The organism is Dehalococcoidia bacterium (genome assembly GCA_035528575.1).
Lineage (GTDB): Bacteria > Chloroflexota > Dehalococcoidia > E44-bin15 > E44-bin15 > DATKYK01.
This window is the reverse complement of the sequence record DATKYK010000008.1, coordinates 1-21,087: the sequence shown is the minus strand read 5'-3', so window position 1 is coordinate 21,087 and position 21,087 is coordinate 1. Positions and strand designations below refer to the sequence as shown.

The following is a 21,087-nucleotide window of genomic DNA, read 5'->3' as shown; positions in this document are numbered from 1 at the left end:
TTTATATGGCCTACGATGCCACTAAAATGAAGGATTGGGAGATTTCCGAAGCAGCGGATGCCAAAATGCCAACCCCCGATGAGTGGCGGGAAAGACTGCACCTTGAGAAGGACGAGATCATTCCCTTCGGAAGACTATGCAGGCTCGATTTCATGAAGATAATCGAGCGCCTCAAGGACAAGCCCGATGGCAAGTACATCGAGGTAACCGCCATTACCCCTACGCCGCTGGGTGAAGGGAAAAGTACGACTGCGATGGGCCTCCTGGAGGGGCTGGGCAAGCGAGGGAAGAATTGCGGCGGCTGCATCCGCCAGCCCTCTGGTGGCCCCACCATGAATATCAAGGGGACCGCCGCCGGCGGGGGCAATGCGCTGCTCATTCCCTTGACCGAGTTCTCCATGGGCCTTACCGGCGATATCAACGATATCATGAACGCCCACAACCTGGCTATGGTGGCTCTCACCTCCAGGATGCAGCACGAGCGCAACTACAATGACGAGCAACTGGCCCGGCTCACCAGGATGCGCCGCCTGGACATCGACCCCACCAGGGTGGAGATGGGCTGGATAATGGATTTCTGCGCTCAGAGCCTAAGAAATATAGTCATCGGCCTCGGCGGCCGTATGGACGGCTTCACCATGCAGTCCAAGTTCGGCATCGCGGTAAGCTCCGAGCTCATGGCCATGCTATCCATCGTCAGGGATCTAGCCGACATGCGGGAGAGGATGGATAACATCACTGTAGCCTTCGATAAATCGGGCAAACCTGTTACCACAGGCGATCTGGAGGTGGGAGGCGCTATGACCGCCTGGATGCGAAACACCATCAACCCCACCCTGATGTGCACTGTAGAGTATCAGCCGTGCATGGTACACGCCGGCCCCTTCGCCAATATCGCTGTGGGGCAATCATCCATCATAGCCGACCGCATCGGCCTTAAGATGTTTGATTACCATGTAACCGAGAGCGGCTTCGCCGCAGACATCGGCTTCGAGAAGTTCTGGAATGTCAAGTGCCGGTTGAGTGGTCTCAAGCCACACGTCTCGGTGCTTACCACTACCATCCGGGCACTCAAGATGCATGGCGGCGGCCCCAAGGTGGTAGCGGGCATTCCCCTGCCCGACTCGTACACCAAAGAGGACCTGGGGCTGCTGGAGAAGGGCCTGCCCAATATGGTTCACCACATTGGGGTCATCAGGAGGTCAGGCATCAACCCGGTCGTTTGCATTAATTGCTTCCACACCGACACCAAGGCAGAGATCGCCATGGTGAGAAAGTCGGCTGAGGAGGCGGGGGCCCGCTGCGCCGTATCTACGCACTGGGCCGATGGCGGCGACGGCGCCCTCGAGTTAGCCGATGTTGTCAAGGAGGCCTGCGAGGAGACGAACGAGTTTAAGTTCCTCTATCCGTTGGAAATGAAACTGCGGGAACGGGTGAATAACATTGCCAAGGTGGTCTACGGGGCTGACGGCGTAAGCTGGACCCCGGATGCCGAGGCCAAGGCAAAGTCTCTAGAGGGCGATTCCATGTACGACGACTACACCACCATGATGGTGAAGACCCACCTCAGCCTCACCCATGATCCAGCCATTAAGGGAACACCCAAAGGGTGGACCTTGCCCATTCGCGATGTATTAATCTACTCCGGTGCAAAGTTCCTGTGTCCCTGCGCCGGTGCCATCAGCCTGATGCCGGGAACCAGCTCCGATCCGGCCTTTAGAAAGGTGGATATCGATACCAAGACCGGCAAGGTGATGGGCCTGTTCTAGGAGACTGACAGAATAGGGCAAAAGGGGCGGTGCTCAAGCGCTGCCCCTTTTTTAAATTCAATAATTTACTATCTCAAGTCGCCTGAATCACGGCAAACCATATGCCGCAAGTCCATGTCATAGGCGAGTCGACATGGGCTGAGCCTTCACTTTATAATTGGTTACATGAAGACCAGCGATTTCGATTATCACCTCCCACTAAAATTCATCGCCCAAACACCCGTAGAGCCCCGGGACCGCTCACGCCTCATGGTTCTTTCCCGGGACGATTGCTCGATAGCGCATCGATACTTCTTTGAGCTGGTGGATCTACTACACGAGGGCGATGTCATGGTCTTCAATGACAGCCGCGTCATTCCAGCACGGCTTACCGGACGAAAAGCGAGCTCAGGGGGAAGGGTGGAACTCCTGCTGCTTCGCCGTATGGGACCTGGCCTCTGGGAGGCATTGGTCAGGCCAGGTAGAAGGGTGAGCAAGGGGACAAGGATAGAATTAGAAGGTCTGCAGGGCGAGGTTCTCGAACAGATGGAGGGAGCGCTCAGGGTGCTCCGCTTCTCCGATGAAGAGGCTCTGGAAAGGTTGGGGCAGGTACCCCTGCCCCCCTATATTAAGCTTCCCCTTGAGGACCCGGAGCGTTATCAGACGATCTACGCCAGGGTAAAGGGAAGCGCTGCTGCCCCCACAGCGGGGCTGCATTTCACCCCCGAGCTGCTCCGTTGCCTGATGGAAAGGGGGATACAGTTTGCCTTTGTCACCCTTCATGTCGGGCTTGATACCTTTTCACCAGTGCGGGCGGCAGACCCCGGGGATCACCCCATGCATAAGGAGTACGGCGAGCTAACGCCGCAGGTGGCTCAGCAGCTCAATCAGGCCAAAGCTGAGGGCCGGCGAATTATCTGCGTCGGCACCACATCGGTAAGGGTTTTAGAGCAGGCGGCGCTTAAGGCCGAGGAAACAGCCCGCCCGAAGTTGGATACCCTGACTGAAGGAAATACACAATCTGAAAGCGGTGCATGTCTCGGAGAGAGTGAAAAAAGGATCGAGGCTTTTTGTGGCTGGACCGACCTCTTCATCCTGCCCGGGCACCGCTTTCGCGCACTGGACGGTCTTATCACCAACTTCCATTTGCCCCGCTCCACCCTGCTTATGCTGGTCACCGCTTTCGCCGGCAGGGAGCATGTTCTCGAAGCCTACCAGGAGGCGATGCGCCAGGGCTACCGCTTCTATAGCTTCGGCGACGCCATGTTGATCCTCTGACTATAATTGCCTTTCTCGGTTTATGTCTCACCTTCGGGTTCTTAAGCGCCCCATGACGACCCACCTTCCTCTACTTTTCCCTCCCGATCAAGGAAAAATATTGCCTACCGCTTCTTTCGCAGTGCAGCCAACTGCTGGCCAATGTGCTATAATCGCATGCATATGCTGTGGGCAGCGAGGCCTAAGAAGCCAGCGCTTATCGAGGTTAGTCTCCATGACTGATCCTTCCTTGCCCATTGCCTTCGGGGCAGGGGTGGCGGCATTTATCTCACCCTGTGTGCTGCCGCTGGTGCCTATATATCTGGCCAATTTGGGTGGTGCCGCTGCGCTATCAGCCGAAGCAAGGCGCTGGACCATTTTTCTCCACGCTATCAGCTTTGTGGTCGGGTTTTCCGTAGTCTATATTGGCCTCGGTGCGTCTGTGGGATTGATAGGGGTGTTTTTCCGCCCTGACCTGCTACGTATAATTGGGGGTGTTATAATTATCCTGTTTGGGTTATACCTGCTGGCTGCCATGAAGATACCCTGGCTCAACTACGAGATACGCCTTAGCCGGCCATTTTGGGGAAACGTTGGTTATCTGCGCTCTGCGCTGATGGGGGCAGTGTTCTCAGTGGGGATAGGAACCTGCGCATATGGGACACTGGGGCTGATCCTGACCATGTCGGCTAACTCACAAACGGCATGGAAAGGGGCCTACTTGCTCGCCGCCTATTCGATGGGATTGGGGATACCGTTTATCGCTGTCGGGCTGGCGCTGGGAGCTTCACTTCCGGTTATCAGATGGCTCAGGCGTCGGTCTAATGTAATCTCAATCATCAGCGGGATACTGCTCATCGCTATAGGAATACTAATGCTTACTAATAAGCTTGTGCTTACCAATACCCTTGCCTATCTATCCTGATTTCTAAATGAGAAGTAGCTTCATGAATCGAGAAAATATTAAGCGATGGATAGTATTCAGCTTGCTGGCTGTCCTAGCAATGTTGAACTGGGGATGTTCTACTACTGCGCCGGTTGTTGGCGCCCTGGCCCCGGCTTTTACAGCCTCTACCATTGATGGAGAGACCATAACACTAGACGAGCTGAGGGGCCAGCCCGTTTTCCTCAGTTTCTGGGCTATTAACTGTGCGGCATGTCGACTGCAGACGCCGTATATTCAGGCCGCTTTCGAGGAAAAAGGGCATGAGATACAGTTCATCGCCATTGACTCGGTGGATAGCAGTGGTGCAGTACAGCAATATACCGAGTATTATGGCCTGGGGTTCACCATGGCTCTGGACAGCTATGGTGAAGCGGCCCGTGCCTACAATATTAGATATTCACCGACAAATTTCCTTATAGATGAGCAGGGGGTTATCAAGTATATTCGGATTGGACGCTTTATGAGCCAGGCTGAACTGCTGGCGGCGCTTGATGACTACCTATGACCACCTGTAGGAGTAGTGCGCCTGGAATTGGCTGAGCGATACTTCACCAACCTTCAGCGTGATAGTGTAAAGCAACACTCTATTCTATATATTTACCTCCTCTAATCACCGATAACCCTCCAGCCACCGGTGTAGACATTCATACTCCTTCCCCGGACGAAGCCGATAAGGGTTATGCCGAGGTGGGCAGCCAGATCAACCGCCCGGTCTGTAGGAGCAGCCTTGGAGATTACTATGGGGATATCCCTTCTCGCTATCTTCAGCACTATCTCCGAGGAGATCCTGCCGCTGGAGATTACCAACCGGTCACCTATGGGTATATCTTCCAGGATACACCTACCGAAGAGCTTATCGATGGCATTGTGCCTTCCGATGTCCTCAGCGAAGAGCAGGATGTCCTTTGCATCACACAGGGCAGCGCTATGAACCCCGTGCGTTACCTTATAAATCTGGGAGCGCTGCTGAAACTCTTCTACGAGGGCAAAAACCACACCGGCCGATATCCTCATCTCGGACTCCACCCGCCCCTTACTGGCGACATCGTAAGCGGGATAAGAAGTAACCCCACGGCCGCCACCAGAGGTAATAAGACGCCTGAATAGCAGCTCCGTGGCCGCTCCCTTAGCCCCCTCGGTTTCTACCTGTACTACGCTCTCATCGTCGGTGAGGCTAATTTTACCGATCTCGCCTTTATGCTGTATCAAACCTTCGGAGGAAAGAAAACCAATGGCCAGATAGTTCAGGTCTTTTGGGCTGCAGAGCAGGGTTACCAGTTCCTGGTTATTTAAAATAATGGTGAGGGGAAACTCCCTGACGACAACCTCCTCGACCTCGTGTCTGCCCTCCTCAGTAATACGAAGTATATTTAACCCTTTTATTTCGTCCATCATCCATACCTCTCCATCTCTAAAGGGTCTCCGATACCTGTCAGCCCGCCGCGAATCACCCTGGCAAATACCCAGTCTACGTTCATCACCATACACCTATCTAGCTATTGATTTCGAGCTTGATGCCCTGATTCCCCCTCCCCTGCAACCGGCGATTGTCTTGGCCGTACACCTTCATACCTACTTTGCCCATTCTATGGTCCCGCCGCCCACCACAGTATCCTTATGGTAAAAAACTACCGCCTGACCGGGTGTTATAGCCATCTGGGGCTTTTTGAATTTTACGCGGACCCTTTCCCCGTTCGGTAGGGGAGTGAGCACCGCATCCGCCTCTCGGTGGCGATACCTTATCCTGGCCTTTATCTCGAGGGGTTGCTTTGGCGGCTCGATGGCTACCCAGTTCAGATCGGCGGCGATGAGTTCATCCCCATAGACCTCCCTCCTGGAACCCACGGTAACAGCGTTTCTTCCCCGGTCAATGGCTACTACATACAAGGGTTCAGTGGCTGATATGCCCAGCCCCTTGCGCTGTCCGATAGTATAAAACAGGATTCCTCGATGCTCTCCCAGGGTATTACCCTCCCGGTCCAGTATCGGCCCTGGCTTCACCGCCTGTGGCATATATTCTCTGAGGAACACGGTGTAGTCACCGTCCGGGATGAAGCAAATCTCCTGGCTCTCCGCTTTGTCTGCCACCGGCAATCCCAGTTCTCGAGCCATTTGCCTTACCCTCTCCTTGGTAAAGCCCCCCAGGGGCATTAAAGCATACCTCAATTGATCCTGGCTCATCCTATATAGCACGTAGGACTGGTCTTTCCCACGGTCAACCCCCTTCTTAAGAAGATACCTCCCACGTACCTCATTGTATTCTATTCTCGCATAGTGGCCCGTGACCAAAAAATCGGCTTCCAGACCTTTAGCCCTGCTGAGTAGGGCATCGAACTTTATATGCTCATTACACCTGATACAGGGATTGGGGGTCCTTCCCAGGCTGTATTCCCGACAGAAGTCATCTATGACCTTTTGTTCAAAAAGGTCTTTAAAGTTCATTACATAGTGGGGGATAGCCAGTCTATAGGCTACCCTTTTTGCCTCCGACACGGCATCGAGACCACAGCAACCGCCGAATCTGTCCGCCTCATCGGCCAGCTCGTTCGACGGCCAGATTTGCATGGTCGCGCCAATGACCTGGTAACCCTCCTCTTTGAGCAGAGCGGCGGCCACGGAGGAATCCACCCCGCCGCTCATTGCTACTACTACCTTCACCGTGACTATATATTAGCATATTTTAGAGAGCGCCATAGAAGGCATTCCAGAAGGGACAGGCCCTGGAGTAGTACAACGCACTATCTATAAACCTGTATGATTGCCACAAAGTGACTAGTATGCTTTTTGTAGTTAAGGCGGAATTGGGGTAGGTTAATGGGGACGGGTGTGTGCGCGAGATGTAGTTATAAAATTACAACGTGAGGTTGTGTGCTAGTAAGATAAGGGGCCACCCATTCTCGGGTAGCCCCCATAATCCGGCTATCTGAGCTTAAAAAACAGAATCACCTGGGTGAGATGAGACTTATTGGAAACTTCCCATTATGCTCTGCCATACCTGTCAGTAAAAATCAACTCGTCTAGCTCTTTTCTCGTACTCTGGGGAGATTCGGCCGGGTGACCTATGGCAATAATAGAAAGGAGCCTCTCGTCATCGGGAACATTAAGGATGTCCATTGCGCTTTCTTCATTTACGCTGCCGTAAGCCCCAATCCAGCACGCTCCCAGGCCTAGCGAATGAGCCTCGAGAAGCATGTTCTGCGTTGCTACAGCCCCATCCTCAACAGGGTGGTTTGACGCTCTTGGATTTACCGTTACCGCAATCCCCAAAGGAGCTTGTGAAAGACATCCGCCCCAAGTAAATGTTTCCGCCAGTTTTCTTTTCGTCTCACTGCTTCGTAAAACTATGAACCTCCAAGGCTGCCTGTTGCTCGCAGATGGCGCCCATCTGCCTGCTTCCAGAATCTTGTTTATTTCCTCCTCGGAGATGGGGTCTGGCGTGTATTTTCTTATACTTCTTCTAGTCTTAATTACTTCTAGTATATCCATTGATTCGCCCTCCAAATCTGACTGGCTGCGATATTATAGCACTGTAGCTATAACAAGCATATGAAAGGAAGTTTGGCGAGGTGGGCAAACCCAGGCTAAATAAACGTGGTTGGTATTAATTGAAAGCCAGCGGTATGTAATGTCTATTCAGTTTTCCTCCCCTGCTTCATAGGGAGAAATCTTACTTACTAATCGTCGAACTTCTTCTCAAGCCTGGCCGGCGGCTTGCCTTCCTCGTCCCAGCCCCGCTTCTTATAATACAGCGAAAGAAGCCTCTGGAAATCATCCCTGTCGATTACCCTGCCAGCATTGGGCCCAGTTAGAGGAGGGTTAGCCCATACCTTGTGGGGAAGACTATCGTCCTTGCGACTCACGCCAAGGCGGACATTTATCAGACGCGTCAGGTCATAAATATCATTCGACAGTTCTAGCAGTTCCTCAAGAGTCGATTCCTTTCCCGTCACATACCTGTAGAAATTCTCGTAATGCCGTTCGCTCAGTCCCAGCTCAATCCAGGGCAGGCGGCAGACACCGAGCATATCAAATAGCGGGCGCAGCTTCTGGTGATAGATAACAGTATCGACCTTCTCATCGTCAGACCAACCCTGCCCCTCCTCCATTTCCTTGGCGATAGTCCACGCCCGTGTGTGGTGCGCGCCTATGTCCGAGGTTGCGTATGCCAACCCCATCGAGATGCTTGGGCGGCTGTCGTAGGCCGACTGCTCCAGGCCTTTGACCTGGAGTATAACCTTGTCCATCTCGGGCCACTTCTCGATTATACGGCGAGCCCCGTCAGCGAGGACATCGCCGATCCCCTGCCGGTCGGCGATCCTCTGTATCAGTTCCAGGATGGCATCCTCATCCCCCCAGGTGATCTCCCTGCCATCGAGGTCGGATAGCGACAGGATTCCCTTCTCGTACCCCTCTATCACCGCTCCCACGATATTGCCTGTCGAAATTGTATCCACCCCGAGCTCATCGCACCGCCGGTTTGCAGCGAGAATAGCAGCGAAATTATCGATTCCCAGGTTCGGGCCTAACATGGCACACGATTCATATTCCGGCCCCTCGACCACCGTGCCGGCATACTTACCATTCTTCACCAGGCAGATGTTGCTACAGCACATGGGACACGAAAAACATGCGCTATCGCCTATCTTATAGTGGTCGAGCATCGTCGCGCCGTTAATCTGATCGTGCCTGGTGAAAACGCTGTCCTTGAAATTGTATGCTGGCAGAATCCCCTTCTCGTTGGCGTAATCGATGACGTTCATTAGGCCTTCCTGCTGCCACATCTTGAAATACTTGTGCTCCTCGAGGTATTTACAGGCCTTCTCGGTCTCCGCTACCAGCCCGGGCACGTCATAAACCGGAATGTCCTTTTGTCCCCGCACCACGACCGCCTTCAGGTTCTTTGAGCCCATGATCGCCCCTAACCCGGTCCTGCCGGCATTGCGGCCCCAGTCGGCATTGACACAGGCGAATCTCACCATGTTCTCCCCGGCGACGCCGATAACAGCGACATGAACTGCGTAGGTGCCCAGCCGCTCCTTGATCATTCCCTCAGCCTCAAGGCAGCTTCTCCCCTCCAGTTCAGGCATGGAAATGACCATGGTTTTATCGTTGTCAACGAAAATGATGGACAACTGCTGCGCCCGACCGGTAATGGAGAGAACGTCAACTCCCGTCTGCCGCAGCTCGACACCGAAGCTGCCGCCGATCGAGGAATCGCCGTAGAGGCCGGTAGCCGGTGAGATGGCGACAAATGAGGTCTTTCCCGATGCGGGCAGGTATACCCCCGTCAGGGGCCCCGGTGCGATGACCAGGAGATTCTCCACACCGAGGGGGTCTATCTTGAAATCGTGCCTCCTCAGGTTATCCCATACCAGTTTCGCGCCGAAGCCCCGTCCACCGATATACTTATCGATGAATACATCCGGCAGATCCCTTCGTTCGGCACTGTCCTTGGCAAGGTCTACGTGCAGGTGCTTTTTAAAATATCCGCTCTTCAGACTCATAGCTCTTCCCTACCTATCTCGGCATAGTGGATAATCTTCTTCTCTCCCTTCTCGTAGAATTCGATCTCCTTCATCTGGGTATAGCTCAGTACATTGTCAAGGCGCCTGGACTCACCCAGCGCAGCTTCAGGAATGAGCCTGAGCGCCCCTTTGGGGCATTTCTTGACACACTCCGGATCGCCCCCGCACATATCACACACGATAGGCAGGTCACAGTCCTCATGAGCGTAAACGGCCCCGAAGGGGCACGCCTCCACACATTTATAGCATGAAATGCAGTCCTCCTCGTCTAAGTGGATGACGCCCTCAATCCATCGAATGGCGTCGGTTGGACATACCTTGGCACACGGGGCACCCTTACACTGACTGCACACGATGGGCATTCTCATGACCGGATGGGGGTACGTAATCAGCACCCTTATAGCCGACTTCTTGGGGTTGTTCACCCCGAAGTGCTGGATGGCGCACACCAGTTCACAGATACTGCAGCCGGAACACAGCTCCGGAATCACCGCTAGCTTTTTCGACATGGGAAAAACCTCCACAAGACCCTTAAAATCATGTCCAAATGCGCCCCGAAAGGGCGCATGAGATGGCACACCAACAAGCAGAATACTAGCTGAAGGCGGAATTGTCAACGAGGATAGGGGGGAATCCCAATTGTTCGGACAACATGCCAGCGAAAACTATTCGAATCGAAGCGCCTCCGCGGGATAGATTTTAGCAGCCTGCCGCGCCGGCAGATAGGTGGTAAGCAGCGAAGCGCCATAGGCAATGACGACCACCACCACGATATTGACCCAGGGAATCTGATACTTCATCCCTTCGAAAAACTCACTCATCTGGTCGATGATCTGGACAGAGAGGCCCGCGCCCAGGGCAACACCGAGGGCAATGCCCAGCAAGGCAATGAAGGAGGACTCCAGCAGGAAGGAGAGCTGCACCATACCCTTCTGGAAGCCCAGGGCTCGCAGCACGCCGATCTGCTTTCTTCGCTCCACCACGGAGCGGGCAGCGATGACCCCCAGGGCAGCAATACCTACTACCAGGCCCAAACCCATAAAGCCCTGGAGCAGGTTATTCATCATCAGGTTAATGCTGGCTATATCTCGGATCTCCTCTTCCAGCACTTCTGCCTGCATTCCGTGCACTAGAAATTGTTTCTCCAACGCCTTGGCGGTGGCTTCGGCATCCACGCTCTCCTCGAGCCGGAACATATAAGTTAGAGGCGGCACTTGCTGTGAAAGCAGGGCATTCACCGTCTCCTGGGAGGTTACCACCCCGCCAGCGTAGAAGGCTAGCTGATCCAGTACCCCGATGACCCGGAGCCTTTGCTCGACCCCGGTGCGGGCGTCCTGCGCCTGTATGTACACCTCCGGCAGGGTCTCGTCATCTATGAAGAACCCTTCCAGTTGAAAGTCCAAGTCGGGGCCACCCATGCTGTAGTCACCCCTGACAGGCACGAGGAAGGCGGCGACCACAGCCGTCCCGGGCTCTTCCTGAAGAGCCTGCCACACCTCCCGTGGTGAGTCGTAGCCCTCAGCCATCATGGTGAAACCGTAAGTAACACTGTCAGTGTAGCCCGCATCCACTCCCTGGAGGTAGAAGTCGGTGAATTCTTGTTCCGTTTCCGGCACTTCTTGCCTCAACTTTACCAGCGCTCCGTTAAAGCTGCCGATGGCCTCGAAGTCTTCCAGGGTCACACCTTCACCCTGCTGCAGGGAGGCCCGGATATCGGGGATGGGGTTGGTGTAGCTGGTATCAGCGCGGATGTCAAAGCCGCCGGATAGCGTCTCCGTATCCGAGAAAATTGCACCCATATTGTGGGTGATAAAGGCCATCACGATGAGGGTGAACACTATCAAGGAGAACATGGCCAGGGTAATGCCAGTGCGGAAGCGGTTTTGTAAGGGGTAGGATACGGCGATCTTGAGCACCGGGGCCAGGCCCCGGATGCGCCCGAAGAGTCCTACCATAGCCGCTATCAGCAGATCTGAGTTGTAGATGACGGCCCACACTGCCCCAATAACCAGCATGATGCCGGAAAGGAAGAACATCTCCATGCCCTGCTGCATCTCTGGCAGAATGGATTCCAGGGCGCCTGGGGGAAGGAGCCACCATACCACCAGGCCCAGACCAGCAATAGTGAAGGCGGCCCGCTCCTGCAGGCCAAAGCGCCTGGCCAGTAGGGGCAAGCCGATAATTATAAGCGAGGTCCCCAACATGAAGCTGCTCAACTGTGCATCCTTAAGGCCTGAAACGGTGAGGGTGAGTCCTAACACCGGCAGCAGGATGGCCAGAATCAACCCCTTGATAGTCTTGCGACTGATGCGAGGCTCGGGTATATCCCGGATGGCCCGAACGATATTAAGGCGACTTATCCTCCATGAAGAGATAATGACCACGACGAAGGTGAGCACTGTCCCCAGGGTGTAGGCCATGATCACACTCTGCCATTGGAAAGAGAAGGTCAACTCAAGGTCCACCTGGCCCAAGGCAATGGCGATGATACGGACCATCCCCCATCCCACCGCCACTCCCAGCAGGCTACCTACGGCGGCAGCGATAAGAGCGTAGATGGCCCCTTCGAATGCGAACATGCGGATTATGTGTCCCTGCTGCGCGCCTACCGCCCGGGCGATGCCCAGCTCCCCTTTCCGCTCCGCCGCCAGCATAACAAAGATGAGGAATATAAGCAGAATGCCCGCCGCAATGGAGAACTGTCCGAACATCAGGAAGATAGCGGAGAAGGCGCTCCCAGCAGCGTCGGCATCATCCAGGAAATCCTGCTTCACCGGTTCTGCCTCCAGCCCACTCCCTTCTAACAGGGGTTCCAGGCTGGATAACACCGCGTCAGTATGCTGAGCTCCCTGGATGGCATCTCCCCGGTTGGTGATAATAATGTAGTTTATCTTGCCCTCGTTGCCCGACAGCGCCTGTAGCTGGGGCAGGGGCATTACCAGAGAAAGCTCCCCAGCGGGGTTCGCCCCCTTCTCGTACACCCCAGCCACTTCCATGGCAGCGGGTTGAGACCCCAAATACACGTTCACCGTGTCACCGGTGTCCACCCCTAGCTCACTGGCGAGCTCGCTGCTTATATACACCTGACCGCCAGCCAAGTCAGATAAAGAGAGAATACTCCCCTGTTCATCCTCCAGCACGTCAAAGCCGCTCATCCACTCCCCGGCATAGCCGAAGATGCTGACCTGGGGCTCGTTCAATCCCGTGTCCAGCGCGACGACTGGAGCAACCTCGGCGGCCAGAGGGGCCACACCCTCCACCTCGGGAACGCCCTCCAGGCCCTCGCGAACAGTCTCAAAATAGGCCTGGTCGAAGTAGGCAGTTCGGCCAGACGCCTCTGGCGTCTCTGACAGCACCATTACGTCAATCTCTCCGATCACGCTCAGCACTTCGACCCGAATGGAATGTGAAAGGGTGTCACCGGTGGTAAAGGAGGCGGAGAAGAGAAGGGTGGCCAGCATCAGGCCCAGCACAATAAGGGCTGTTTGTGCCCGGCGCCGAGGGGGGTTGCGCAACGCCATTTTAAAGATTACCCGGTTTCGCACGGCAACCACAGCCATGATGGCGACCCCCAGGCCGAAGATGACCAGTAGGACTATCATAAGTTGATCGATCGGTATGCCAAATAACTTTTCCATTACTTCCTCATATTGCTCTCAGTCAACCCGATTACTCTTGGTAGCCAGGATTAGCCATTTTGACAACAGAAACTTAGTCGCCCTTCAAACCGGGGGCTTCAGCAAAGACCACCTCGTAGTTCTCACGACCAGGCGGCGCGCGAAACAGGGCCATAAACTTGGCGACCTGCTCCTCGTAATATCCACTCGCTATGCCAGCCGCAGCTGCTTCTTCACTCGCCCACAGGCTTAAAATGAGGCCCTTGCCCTCGGGGGTGCGCATCACATACATACCCTCGTATCCTTCCCGTTTTCGCACCTCTGGCACGATTAACTCTTTAAATCGCTCCAGCGCGTCGTCCAGGCTGATTCTGAGCGTATCGATCTCAAACAGCGTTATCCTTGCAAACATATTTCACCTCCAACTCTAGCAGCGTTCTCTACGTCGCCAACTGAAGCAGCGTTTAGCAACCACCCATACGGAGCTCCTCCACGATCTGGCCATCCGCCATCCGCAGGATCCGATCCGTCTTGCGACCGACGGCAATATCATGAGTGACTATGACGAAGGTCTGCGACTTTTCCTTATTCATCCTGCACAGCAGGTTAACTACCTCGGCAGCATTCTCGCTGTCCAGGTTGCCCGTGGGCTCGTCGGCCCACACGATGGCTGGCTCATTGACCAGCGCCCGGGCGACAGTCGCCCTCTGCTGCTGGCCGCCGGACATCTCCGCGGGGAGCTTGGGCGCCTCCTCTTCCAGGCCCACGAGGGCCAGGGCCTCCTGTGCCCGCCTCCGGGCATTCCCTGGCTTCACCCCGGCCATTAGGAGGGGAAGTTCTACGTTCTCCACGGCGCTGAGGACCGGTAGCAGATTGAAGGACTGGAAGACAAACCCCATCTTCTCCGCTCGGTAGCGGGTGCGCTGCTTGTCCGACATAGCGTGAATAGAGTCACCATCAATGACCACCTTGCCCCTGGTAACATCATCTAGCCCCGAAAGGACGTTAAGGAGGGTTGTTTTACCGCAGCCGGAGGGCCCCATGACGGCCACCATCTCCCCCCTCGTGATGCTCAGATCAACACCCCTGAGGGCATCCACCGTCACCTTGCCCGTATCGTAGGTCTTATGAACTGCTTTCGCCTGAATAATGGTGCCATTTTGCTCTCTTATTGCTACTTTCCCTTTGCACTCAGGGTAACGAGTGCATACATGGAATGAGCGGCTAACATTCGGGCCTCTTTTTACTGTCCGCACAACTGTTTTGGAGCCGCATTTGGGACATCTAATATCTTCTGTCATTATCCAACTCTCTCCTCGCCAAATCTGCCTGATTAGGATTTTCACGCAATTATAGCACTATCATGACGGCATGTAAAAAATAATAAAAACAGCGTGCTATTTCTGCTTGCCCTCTTCTTAATTCCGTTTCTGCAAAGCGTCCATACATAGTAAATAATTGGTGGCTACTTCATACGATAGGAAAACAACGGGTGATGTCAAAGGACAGCTATTCTCAAGCATAGAGAGACTGCTGAAATAGTCTCAATCAACCCCCTAATCCCCCAATCTTGGGGGATTTTTTAAAGCTGCCCGATACATCGGGGAGACCCCCGGCCCCGATTATATCGGGGCACCTCTTTTTCAGCGGTCTCATAGAGATACAATGATGGCGATATAGGTTATTTTGTATATTGAAGGTTATATCCATGAGGGCCAGCAATAGTAGAGACCCCGCCGCAAGTAATGCAAACACTAAACCATAAGCTTGTCCTGTTAAAAGACCCACAGCACCTACCAAAGCGCAAACCGACATCCATATATCAGCGATTGTAGTCTCTCTCGAATTTTATATACCAGTCCTCCATAATTACATGAACTACCCCTTTAAAATGGAAATCAAACCAATAGTAGATTGTTACAACCGCTGCCATTATCAATACCACAGATAGAATTAACATTTTTTTACCTTCCCTGGTATTCGTTTTGTAATGGACTTCTCCCTACCCCGGCTTCATAAGCTTCCCCGATAACAAATGACGCTATCCCACGTAGGTATAGCGCCTGTATTGCCTATATGTGTATGTGTTATAATCGGGGGCGTATGTCTGGAGCAGTGAGGGACTGAAGCATGCCGGCACAGGGAGAGAGGCTTTTCTACGGTTGGGTAATTGTAGTGGCCGCCTGGCTGGCGATGTTTGTTAGTTCGGCGTCCATCGCCTCCTTCTCCATATTCGCCCCGGAACTGGAGGTGGAATTCGGCTGGTCTAGGGGGATGCTGTCCCTCGGCTATTCCCTTAATACGATCACGATAGCGATATTCGGGCTGGTAGCGGGGATGCTAGTGGATCGAATCGGGGTGAGAAGGCTCGTCATCATAGGTGCTGTCGTCGGAGGAGTTGGGACAGCCCTTTTGAGTCAGATAACCCAGCCATGGCAATTCCACCTGCTCTTCGGGGTCCTCGCCCCCTCAGGTATAGCGTTATGTTTTATCGTTCCTACAGTGGCCACGGTGCGGAGGTGGTTCATGCGGCGAGCGGCCCTGACTGTAGCTATCGCCATGACCGGCTCGGGGTTAGGTGTGGTAGTGCTATTGCCGCTCATCCACCGCCTGATCCAGGTTATTGGCTGGAGCCATAGCTACATCGTCCTTGGACTCATCATGGTGGCGGGTGCCGTTATAGGGGGAGCATTTCTGAAGAAAGACCCTGAGTCATCGGGGGCGTACCCCGATGGCGTCAAGCCCGAGGCTGAAGAGCTTGAGCAGCGGTTGGACTTCCTCGCCCGCTCAGAGAAGTGGCCGGTAAAAGAGGCCGTCAGAACCTCTAGCTGGTGGCTGCTCATACTCTCCCAGTTCTATAATATCGCTGTAGTCGGGATCATTGGCCACCTGGTTTTCTGGGGAGGCGATCTGGATATACCATCAGGGGATGCAGTGACAATCCTGAGCTTCCTGGTGCTAGCAGCGGTGGCGGGACGGCTTCTCACCGGCTTTCTCTCCGATTGGATGATGTCCAGATTCGGCACCTCCCGGAAGCCAGCTTTATATTTCTGCACCATTGGCGTCGCCCTGGGGTGCTTTCTTGCTATGGGGGTTAGTAGCGAGAGGGAGCTTCTTTTGGTTTCTTTGCTTATCGGATTCTGCTACGGATGCGGCCTCTCAGTTTTCCCCACATACCTGGGAGACCTGTTCGGGGTGGTTAGCATGTCGGCGCTCTTTGGCGTCGTGTTCCTGTTTGGTGCAGGGCTATTTGGAGCAATCGGCCCCGTACTATACGGATTCGTCCACGAAGCCAGTGGCTCTTATGACCTGGCCTTCCTGATCACCGCAATACTGTGCCTCATCTCAGCGGTATCCCTGTTCCTGATCAGAGCACCGGTGAAGGCGACAAGAGACCAGACTTGACGGCGGGGTAGGTCGCTGCCACTATGACATCAGGAATTCAGAGAACGAGGACGAAGCGCAAGCAATGTCGATCATTAACAGTATCTATTTCCAGGAGGGTCAGACTAGCAACCCGCCCCCACAATAGGGAGCACGCTAAAGGGAATTGATCCTTCCCTCGCTCACCCCAAACAGCACTGCACCAGCCAGAAATCCGGGGTCGAAGTGGTCGAGATCGGTGGTAGTGATCACCACCTGCTGATAGCTTGCAATAGAACCTAGCAGTTGATGACGCCGCGCCGCGTCAAGCTCAGAAATCACATCGTCTAGAAGCAGGATTGGCTCATCACCTATTTTTAAGCGCATAAAGCGAGCCTCGGCTAGCTTCAGAGATAGGGCGATGGTGCGCTGCTGGCCCCTGGAGCTATAAACATTCATATTGACATCGCCTACCATAAATACCAGGTCATCACGATGAGGACCGACCAGACTCATCCCGCGGGCAATCTCCCTTTTACGAACATCCCGAAGCCTATCTCCAAAATCCATTGTGCCTGTACTGGGCAGATAATTGATACTCAATTCCTCTCGCCCTGCAGTGATCTGGTGGTGGATCGGCTGAGCCAGTTCGTTGATCTCATCTACCATGAGCTCACGCTGCGCTATGAGATAGGAACCTTGTTCCAGCAATTCCTGGTCCCAGAAGTCAAGCTGGCTCCCATCAGCACGCCGCTCCCCGATTAACCTCAGGAGGTGGTTTCGCTGCAGGAGCACCTTATTGTACTTCTGAAGGGCGCTGAGGTATCTTGAATTGACCTGGGAGTTTGTCATGTCCAGGTAGCGGCGACGCAGCGAGGGTGTACTGCCAATTAGGTCAATGTCCTGAGAGCTAAAGAGCACTACGTTGACCCGACCGACCAGGTCGATGGCGCGGCGGGGCACGCCATTTACCCTGATCCGCTTTTGAACATGAGCCTCAGGACTGGTATATGCTACGTTCAGGGCGAGCTCTACCCGAAGGCTTTCCATCGTTTTCTGAACCCGGGCCACCAGGCGGGCCACCGGGTGCTCCTCCCTTGAGGTGGACCAGTTGATCAGTTCCCGCTCCGCAGTAGCACGATGGGACTTGGCAGTGGACAGGAGATAGATCGCCTCAAGGAGGTTGGTCTTACCCTGAGCATTACCGCCCTGGAGCACCGCCAGGTGTGGCGGTAGATCGAGCTCAAGGCGATGGTAATTACGGAAGTTGGTCAGGCTTAAATGGGCGATGTGCAAATGTTTCCTCCCACTCCTCCCCATTGGCGGTGCCACCACTTAGCTAATCGTACTCTTCATAACCCCACCCTGAATGCTTATAGGTCGCAATATCCTTTGCCTCCATTCGGAAGCGAGGGCATCGATGCGATGAGACACCGTCCAGCCGAACCAGTTCTATTCAGCCAAGCTTCTAATTCACCTAGCACCAGTGCCTCGGTGGATGCAAGCTGTACACTGCTTTTAACCTTGGTTCTCATTATATCACCTTTGCCCAGCCTTGCCCCAGCTATCAGGCTTGTCTACAGCCCCAATAAATATACCGGCCACCTCATCACATTGAAAGGTTTCCAACCACTTGTAGTACGCTCTTCCTCGCGCGGTATGGGAATGAACAAGTTATCGCACCATTACTATTGAATTTTTTAGTGTAGTGCTGCACCGATCCCACTCGGATAGGGTCGATACACGATAGCTAGTATCGTTTAGAACTTCAAAGAAAGCGGGTAATACTTAGCTCCACTGTACATATTAGCAGATGACCCATTTTTGTTGCCACGAAGATAAAGCAGTTGTCATTCTGACCTCGATTTTGGCCAAAGCATCAGCCGACCTGAGCTAAAGTGTCGGCCGACCTGTCGGCCTCGGCCTCGGGGGAAGAATCTAAACCTTTCACCCAGTTCGAGAGATTCTTCGGTCCCCGATGAATTGGGCTTCTCAGAACGACATAGGCGTTTGGATAAATATTGACCGCTTTTTCCTGCACATCACACACCATTAATCTTTAATATCTGGCTTAAGATAGCTGATTTCTTCCACCTTGCCATGCTGAACTTGTTTCAGTATCTCCCGTTTCAGCATCACTGATTTCCCGGATAAAATGGATTCGCTTGAAGCTACATTGAAATCGATGTAGAATGGGTTCAGGGGGATATTTGAAATTGGATTTAAGCACCACTGGAGATGAATTGCGAGTATGCGCTTAAGCAGACCCGTTATCATCCGCCCTCAGAATGAAAAGCTCAGAGCTGTATCCAAGGGGTGGGTTAATGGAAATCGGAGATGAAAGAATTAGATATGCGATAGATAATACCGAGGTATTAAGGTTGCCAACACAGCAACTGGCTACTTTTGGCATTACTCGTGTGAATTACTATTTACTAACTGTGCCTGTATATACTGAACTGGTACACCCTTCGTCAAAGAAGGAAGAAACAATTATCAGGGCAGGAAAAGTCAGTGCGGAGAGGCCAAGGATAGTAACACCTTCATACCTTTTAAATCTGGAAGGATTCGGTGAAAACGCAAGAAGATATCTTGAAGTGGTAATTAAGGAGTATGGACCTCATGCACCTGGACTTTTCTACAATTATAAGAACGAACCCAGGCCGGAAGCACTATCAATTGTATCAGACCCCTTGCCTGTGGTAGCGGGTACACTAAATGAGAAAATAGAAAAGGAAGGGGATATGCTCGCCGCAATTATTAAGGGTGTTGATGATTTATGGGATGTTTCACTGTTAAAATTTATTAAGGAATTAACCGAAGGTTCGATAAGAAGTAACATCTTTGAGCTGGGAAGAAGAGGTCTGTTAAATATAGATAGTGCTGGTGTGCCAATGGATGCCAGGTTAAGGATCGAAGAGCTATTCAGACAGGTTGAAAGGGGTGAAACTGACCCGTCCATGCTAAAGAGAGAGCTCGATAGATGGGGACTATTCCATGAGTATGAAGACAGGTTTCTTTCTCTCTTTAGGGGGGGCAGTAAATAATAAAAAAGCTGTTGTACAAGAAAGCAAAAGATTAGCAGGGTTTTTCAAGCAACTATAGTAAAATTACCTGCCAGGTTTTTCCGATATACCATGCAAAGTTCATCGGTACTCTTGTCCTGATTAGATAAGCCCCAGGAGACTTTTCGATTTATTTCTCATACCATCGATCAGTAATTCAAGCGGCTGTCCTGGATTCCTAAGCTCCTACTACAAGAAGCCAAGCTAACCTTTACACACCGAACAGCCAAGTATGATTAAACGTACAATGGCCTTAAGTAGGGATAAGGTCGGCAATTCTAGCGCTAGCGACACCAATCGCTGTATCAGCAGCACCATAGTAAACCAGTAGTTCACTCCCTGAATATAATATCTCTTTATTATCTTCCCGCGGCACTGCCCCACAGGTAAAAACCACGTTGGGCACCTCGCACTTGTCTATTTCGCCTATTTCATACTTTTCTGTGGGCTCGAGTATGGGATTGGGTGAACGATAAAGGAGGATTGTTGGATCTGCTAAATCAACCAGCATTGCTCCTAGCCGGTAGATATGAGCATGGTCAACACCGTGGGTGATGAGCAACCAACCGTACTTAGTCTTTATTGGCTGGGCACCACCGCCAATTTTTGCCCCGTCCCATGCCATCCCGGAACGCGCCCCGGTCAGTATCTGGTGTTCTCCCCTGGGCCAGGGGCAGCGCAGAGGGCGGGAAAAGGTTATCCATATATGTGGGTCCACCCGGTGAAGCATGGCGAATTTCCCATTAAAACGTTCCGGGAATAAGATGCCGTCTTTATCAGTAAATCCGGGGAAGACCAGCCCATGTCTTCGCCAGCCTGCCCAGCGATAGTTCAAGAAATCGCTAACGCTGATAGAAGCCAGAGCAATTTGAGCCACCAGGCCATCATAGGCGGTATAAACCATGTAAATACGGTCGTCGATTAGAGTCAACCTGGGGTCTTCACACCCCTTCTCTTCACTTTTACCCTTTGTGTTGGTGGGATACGATTAGGTCAGTAGGTTATTGTTCAGGGATAATGTCAGTCAATGAAAGAACTGACATTGACTGCAAAAGAACAGAACAGGTTACAGACTCTAAACGGGGTACTGGAAAAGCATTGGCCCATGCAAGAGGCAGCCAAAGTGATGGGAGTGAGTGAGCGCCACGGATGGCGAATACTGGCAGCGTATCGAAAGGAAGGCGCTGCTACTCTGGCCCATGGCAATCGTGGCCGCACGCCAGCTAACGTCACGCCTCAAGCCATCCGTCAGCAGGTAGTTTCCTTGGCAGAGGGGAAGTATAGTGGGGTTAATCATACCCACCTAGCTGAACTCCTGGCGGAACGGGAGGGGATAATGATTTCCCGCTCCACTTTACGGCGGGTTTTATCAAAGGCCGGCCTGTCCAGCCCTCGGCGAGGCCGGTCTCCACGTCACCGATACCGGCGTCAGCGAATGCCTCAAGAAGGGATATTACTACAATTGGACGGCAGCCATCACCGTTGGTTGGAGGATCGAGGACCATGGCTGACCTTATTCCTGGCGATAGATGATGCTACAGGAACAGTCCCATATGCTATCTTTAG

At 53.2% G+C, this 21,087-nt stretch carries 17 protein-coding genes and 1 pseudogene; 7 read left to right on the top strand and 11 right to left on the bottom strand.

The genetic code is table 11. From position 1 onward, the window contains the following. The first annotated feature begins 5 nt into the window (after positions 1 to 5). The 4 genes from VMX96_01220 to VMX96_01205 all read left to right on the top strand — a co-directional run bounded on the left by VMX96_01220 (position 6) and on the right by VMX96_01205 (position 4,456). A complete protein-coding gene (locus VMX96_01220; protein ID HUU62534.1) occupies positions 6 to 1,769 on the top strand; it encodes a formate--tetrahydrofolate ligase in 1,764 nt (587 codons plus the stop codon). A gap of 165 nt (positions 1,770 to 1,934) precedes the next feature. After that, positions 1,935 to 3,026: a tRNA preQ1(34) S-adenosylmethionine ribosyltransferase-isomerase QueA gene (gene queA / locus VMX96_01215; GenBank protein ID HUU62533.1), complete on the top strand. Its 1,092-nt coding sequence runs from the start codon at positions 1,935 to 1,937 to the stop codon at positions 3,024 to 3,026. 214 nt (positions 3,027 to 3,240) lie between these two features. Then, on the top strand, positions 3,241 to 3,930 hold the full coding sequence (locus tag VMX96_01210; GenBank protein ID HUU62532.1) for a cytochrome c biogenesis protein CcdA: 690 nt from the start codon (positions 3,241 to 3,243) through the stop codon (positions 3,928 to 3,930). A gap of 22 nt (positions 3,931 to 3,952) precedes the next feature. Then, positions 3,953 to 4,456: a peroxiredoxin family protein gene (locus VMX96_01205; GenBank protein ID HUU62531.1), complete on the top strand. Its 504-nt coding sequence runs from the start codon at positions 3,953 to 3,955 to the stop codon at positions 4,454 to 4,456. A 101-nt stretch (positions 4,457 to 4,557) separates the two neighbouring features. Here VMX96_01205 and fdhD read toward each other — a convergent pair whose 3' ends face one another. The 8 genes from fdhD to VMX96_01165 form a co-directional block, all read right to left on the bottom strand. Continuing rightward, complete coding sequence (gene fdhD, locus VMX96_01200; GenBank protein ID HUU62530.1) at positions 4,558 to 5,346, bottom strand: formate dehydrogenase accessory sulfurtransferase FdhD; 789 nt, start codon at positions 5,344 to 5,346, stop codon at positions 4,558 to 4,560. Positions 5,347 to 5,523: 177 nt separating this feature from the next. Continuing rightward, entirely contained in the window at positions 5,524 to 6,618 is a 1,095-nt protein-coding gene (mnmA, locus tag VMX96_01195; GenBank protein ID HUU62529.1) for a tRNA 2-thiouridine(34) synthase MnmA, read from the bottom strand. Between the two features lie 312 nt (positions 6,619 to 6,930). Further along, positions 6,931 to 7,437, bottom strand: a complete 507-nt coding sequence (locus VMX96_01190) for a nitroreductase family protein (protein ID HUU62528.1) — start codon at positions 7,435 to 7,437, stop codon at positions 6,931 to 6,933. 188 nt (positions 7,438 to 7,625) lie between these two features. Next, complete coding sequence (locus tag VMX96_01185; protein ID HUU62527.1) at positions 7,626 to 9,455, bottom strand: aldehyde ferredoxin oxidoreductase family protein; 1,830 nt, start codon at positions 9,453 to 9,455, stop codon at positions 7,626 to 7,628. After that, the gene (locus VMX96_01180) at positions 9,452 to 9,985 is read right to left on the bottom strand and encodes a 4Fe-4S dicluster domain-containing protein (GenBank protein HUU62526.1); all 534 of its coding nucleotides are present in this window, start codon (positions 9,983 to 9,985) and stop codon (positions 9,452 to 9,454) included. Before VMX96_01180 ends, VMX96_01185 begins: the two co-directional genes overlap by 4 nt. Before the next feature lie 156 nt (positions 9,986 to 10,141). Further along, positions 10,142 to 13,114 (bottom strand): FtsX-like permease family protein, encoded by a 2,973-nt coding sequence (locus VMX96_01175; GenBank protein HUU62525.1) that lies wholly within the window; start codon positions 13,112 to 13,114, stop codon positions 10,142 to 10,144. A gap of 73 nt (positions 13,115 to 13,187) precedes the next feature. Beyond that, positions 13,188 to 13,505 (bottom strand): antibiotic biosynthesis monooxygenase, encoded by a 318-nt coding sequence (locus tag VMX96_01170; GenBank protein ID HUU62524.1) that lies wholly within the window; start codon positions 13,503 to 13,505, stop codon positions 13,188 to 13,190. 52 nt (positions 13,506 to 13,557) lie between these two features. Then, entirely contained in the window at positions 13,558 to 14,394 is an 837-nt protein-coding gene (locus VMX96_01165; GenBank protein ID HUU62523.1) for an ATP-binding cassette domain-containing protein, read from the bottom strand. Between the two features lie 829 nt (positions 14,395 to 15,223). On the opposite strand from VMX96_01165, the gene VMX96_01160 reads away from it, so the two are divergent. Beyond that, positions 15,224 to 16,498: an MFS transporter gene (locus VMX96_01160; protein ID HUU62522.1), complete on the top strand. Its 1,275-nt coding sequence runs from the start codon at positions 15,224 to 15,226 to the stop codon at positions 16,496 to 16,498. Positions 16,499 to 16,633: 135 nt separating this feature from the next. Here VMX96_01160 and recF read toward each other — a convergent pair whose 3' ends face one another. Continuing rightward, entirely contained in the window at positions 16,634 to 17,752 is a 1,119-nt protein-coding gene (gene recF / locus VMX96_01155) for a DNA replication/repair protein RecF (GenBank protein HUU62521.1), read from the bottom strand. Between the two features lie 756 nt (positions 17,753 to 18,508). Next, positions 18,509 to 18,733, bottom strand: a complete 225-nt coding sequence (locus VMX96_01150) for a hypothetical protein (GenBank protein ID HUU62520.1) — start codon at positions 18,731 to 18,733, stop codon at positions 18,509 to 18,511. A gap of 47 nt (positions 18,734 to 18,780) precedes the next feature. Between VMX96_01150 and VMX96_01145 the strand changes: the two genes are divergently transcribed. Next, on the top strand, positions 18,781 to 19,503 hold the full coding sequence (locus tag VMX96_01145) for a hypothetical protein (GenBank protein HUU62519.1): 723 nt from the start codon (positions 18,781 to 18,783) through the stop codon (positions 19,501 to 19,503). 271 nt (positions 19,504 to 19,774) lie between these two features. Here the strand turns inward: VMX96_01145 and VMX96_01140 are convergent. Next, positions 19,775 to 20,473, bottom strand: a pseudogene (locus tag VMX96_01140) (glycosidase). Positions 20,474 to 20,548: 75 nt separating this feature from the next. On the opposite strand from VMX96_01140, the gene VMX96_01135 reads away from it, so the two are divergent. Then, positions 20,549 to 21,087 (top strand): helix-turn-helix domain-containing protein (locus tag VMX96_01135; GenBank protein ID HUU62518.1); only part of this gene is annotated, 539 nt, incomplete at its 3' end.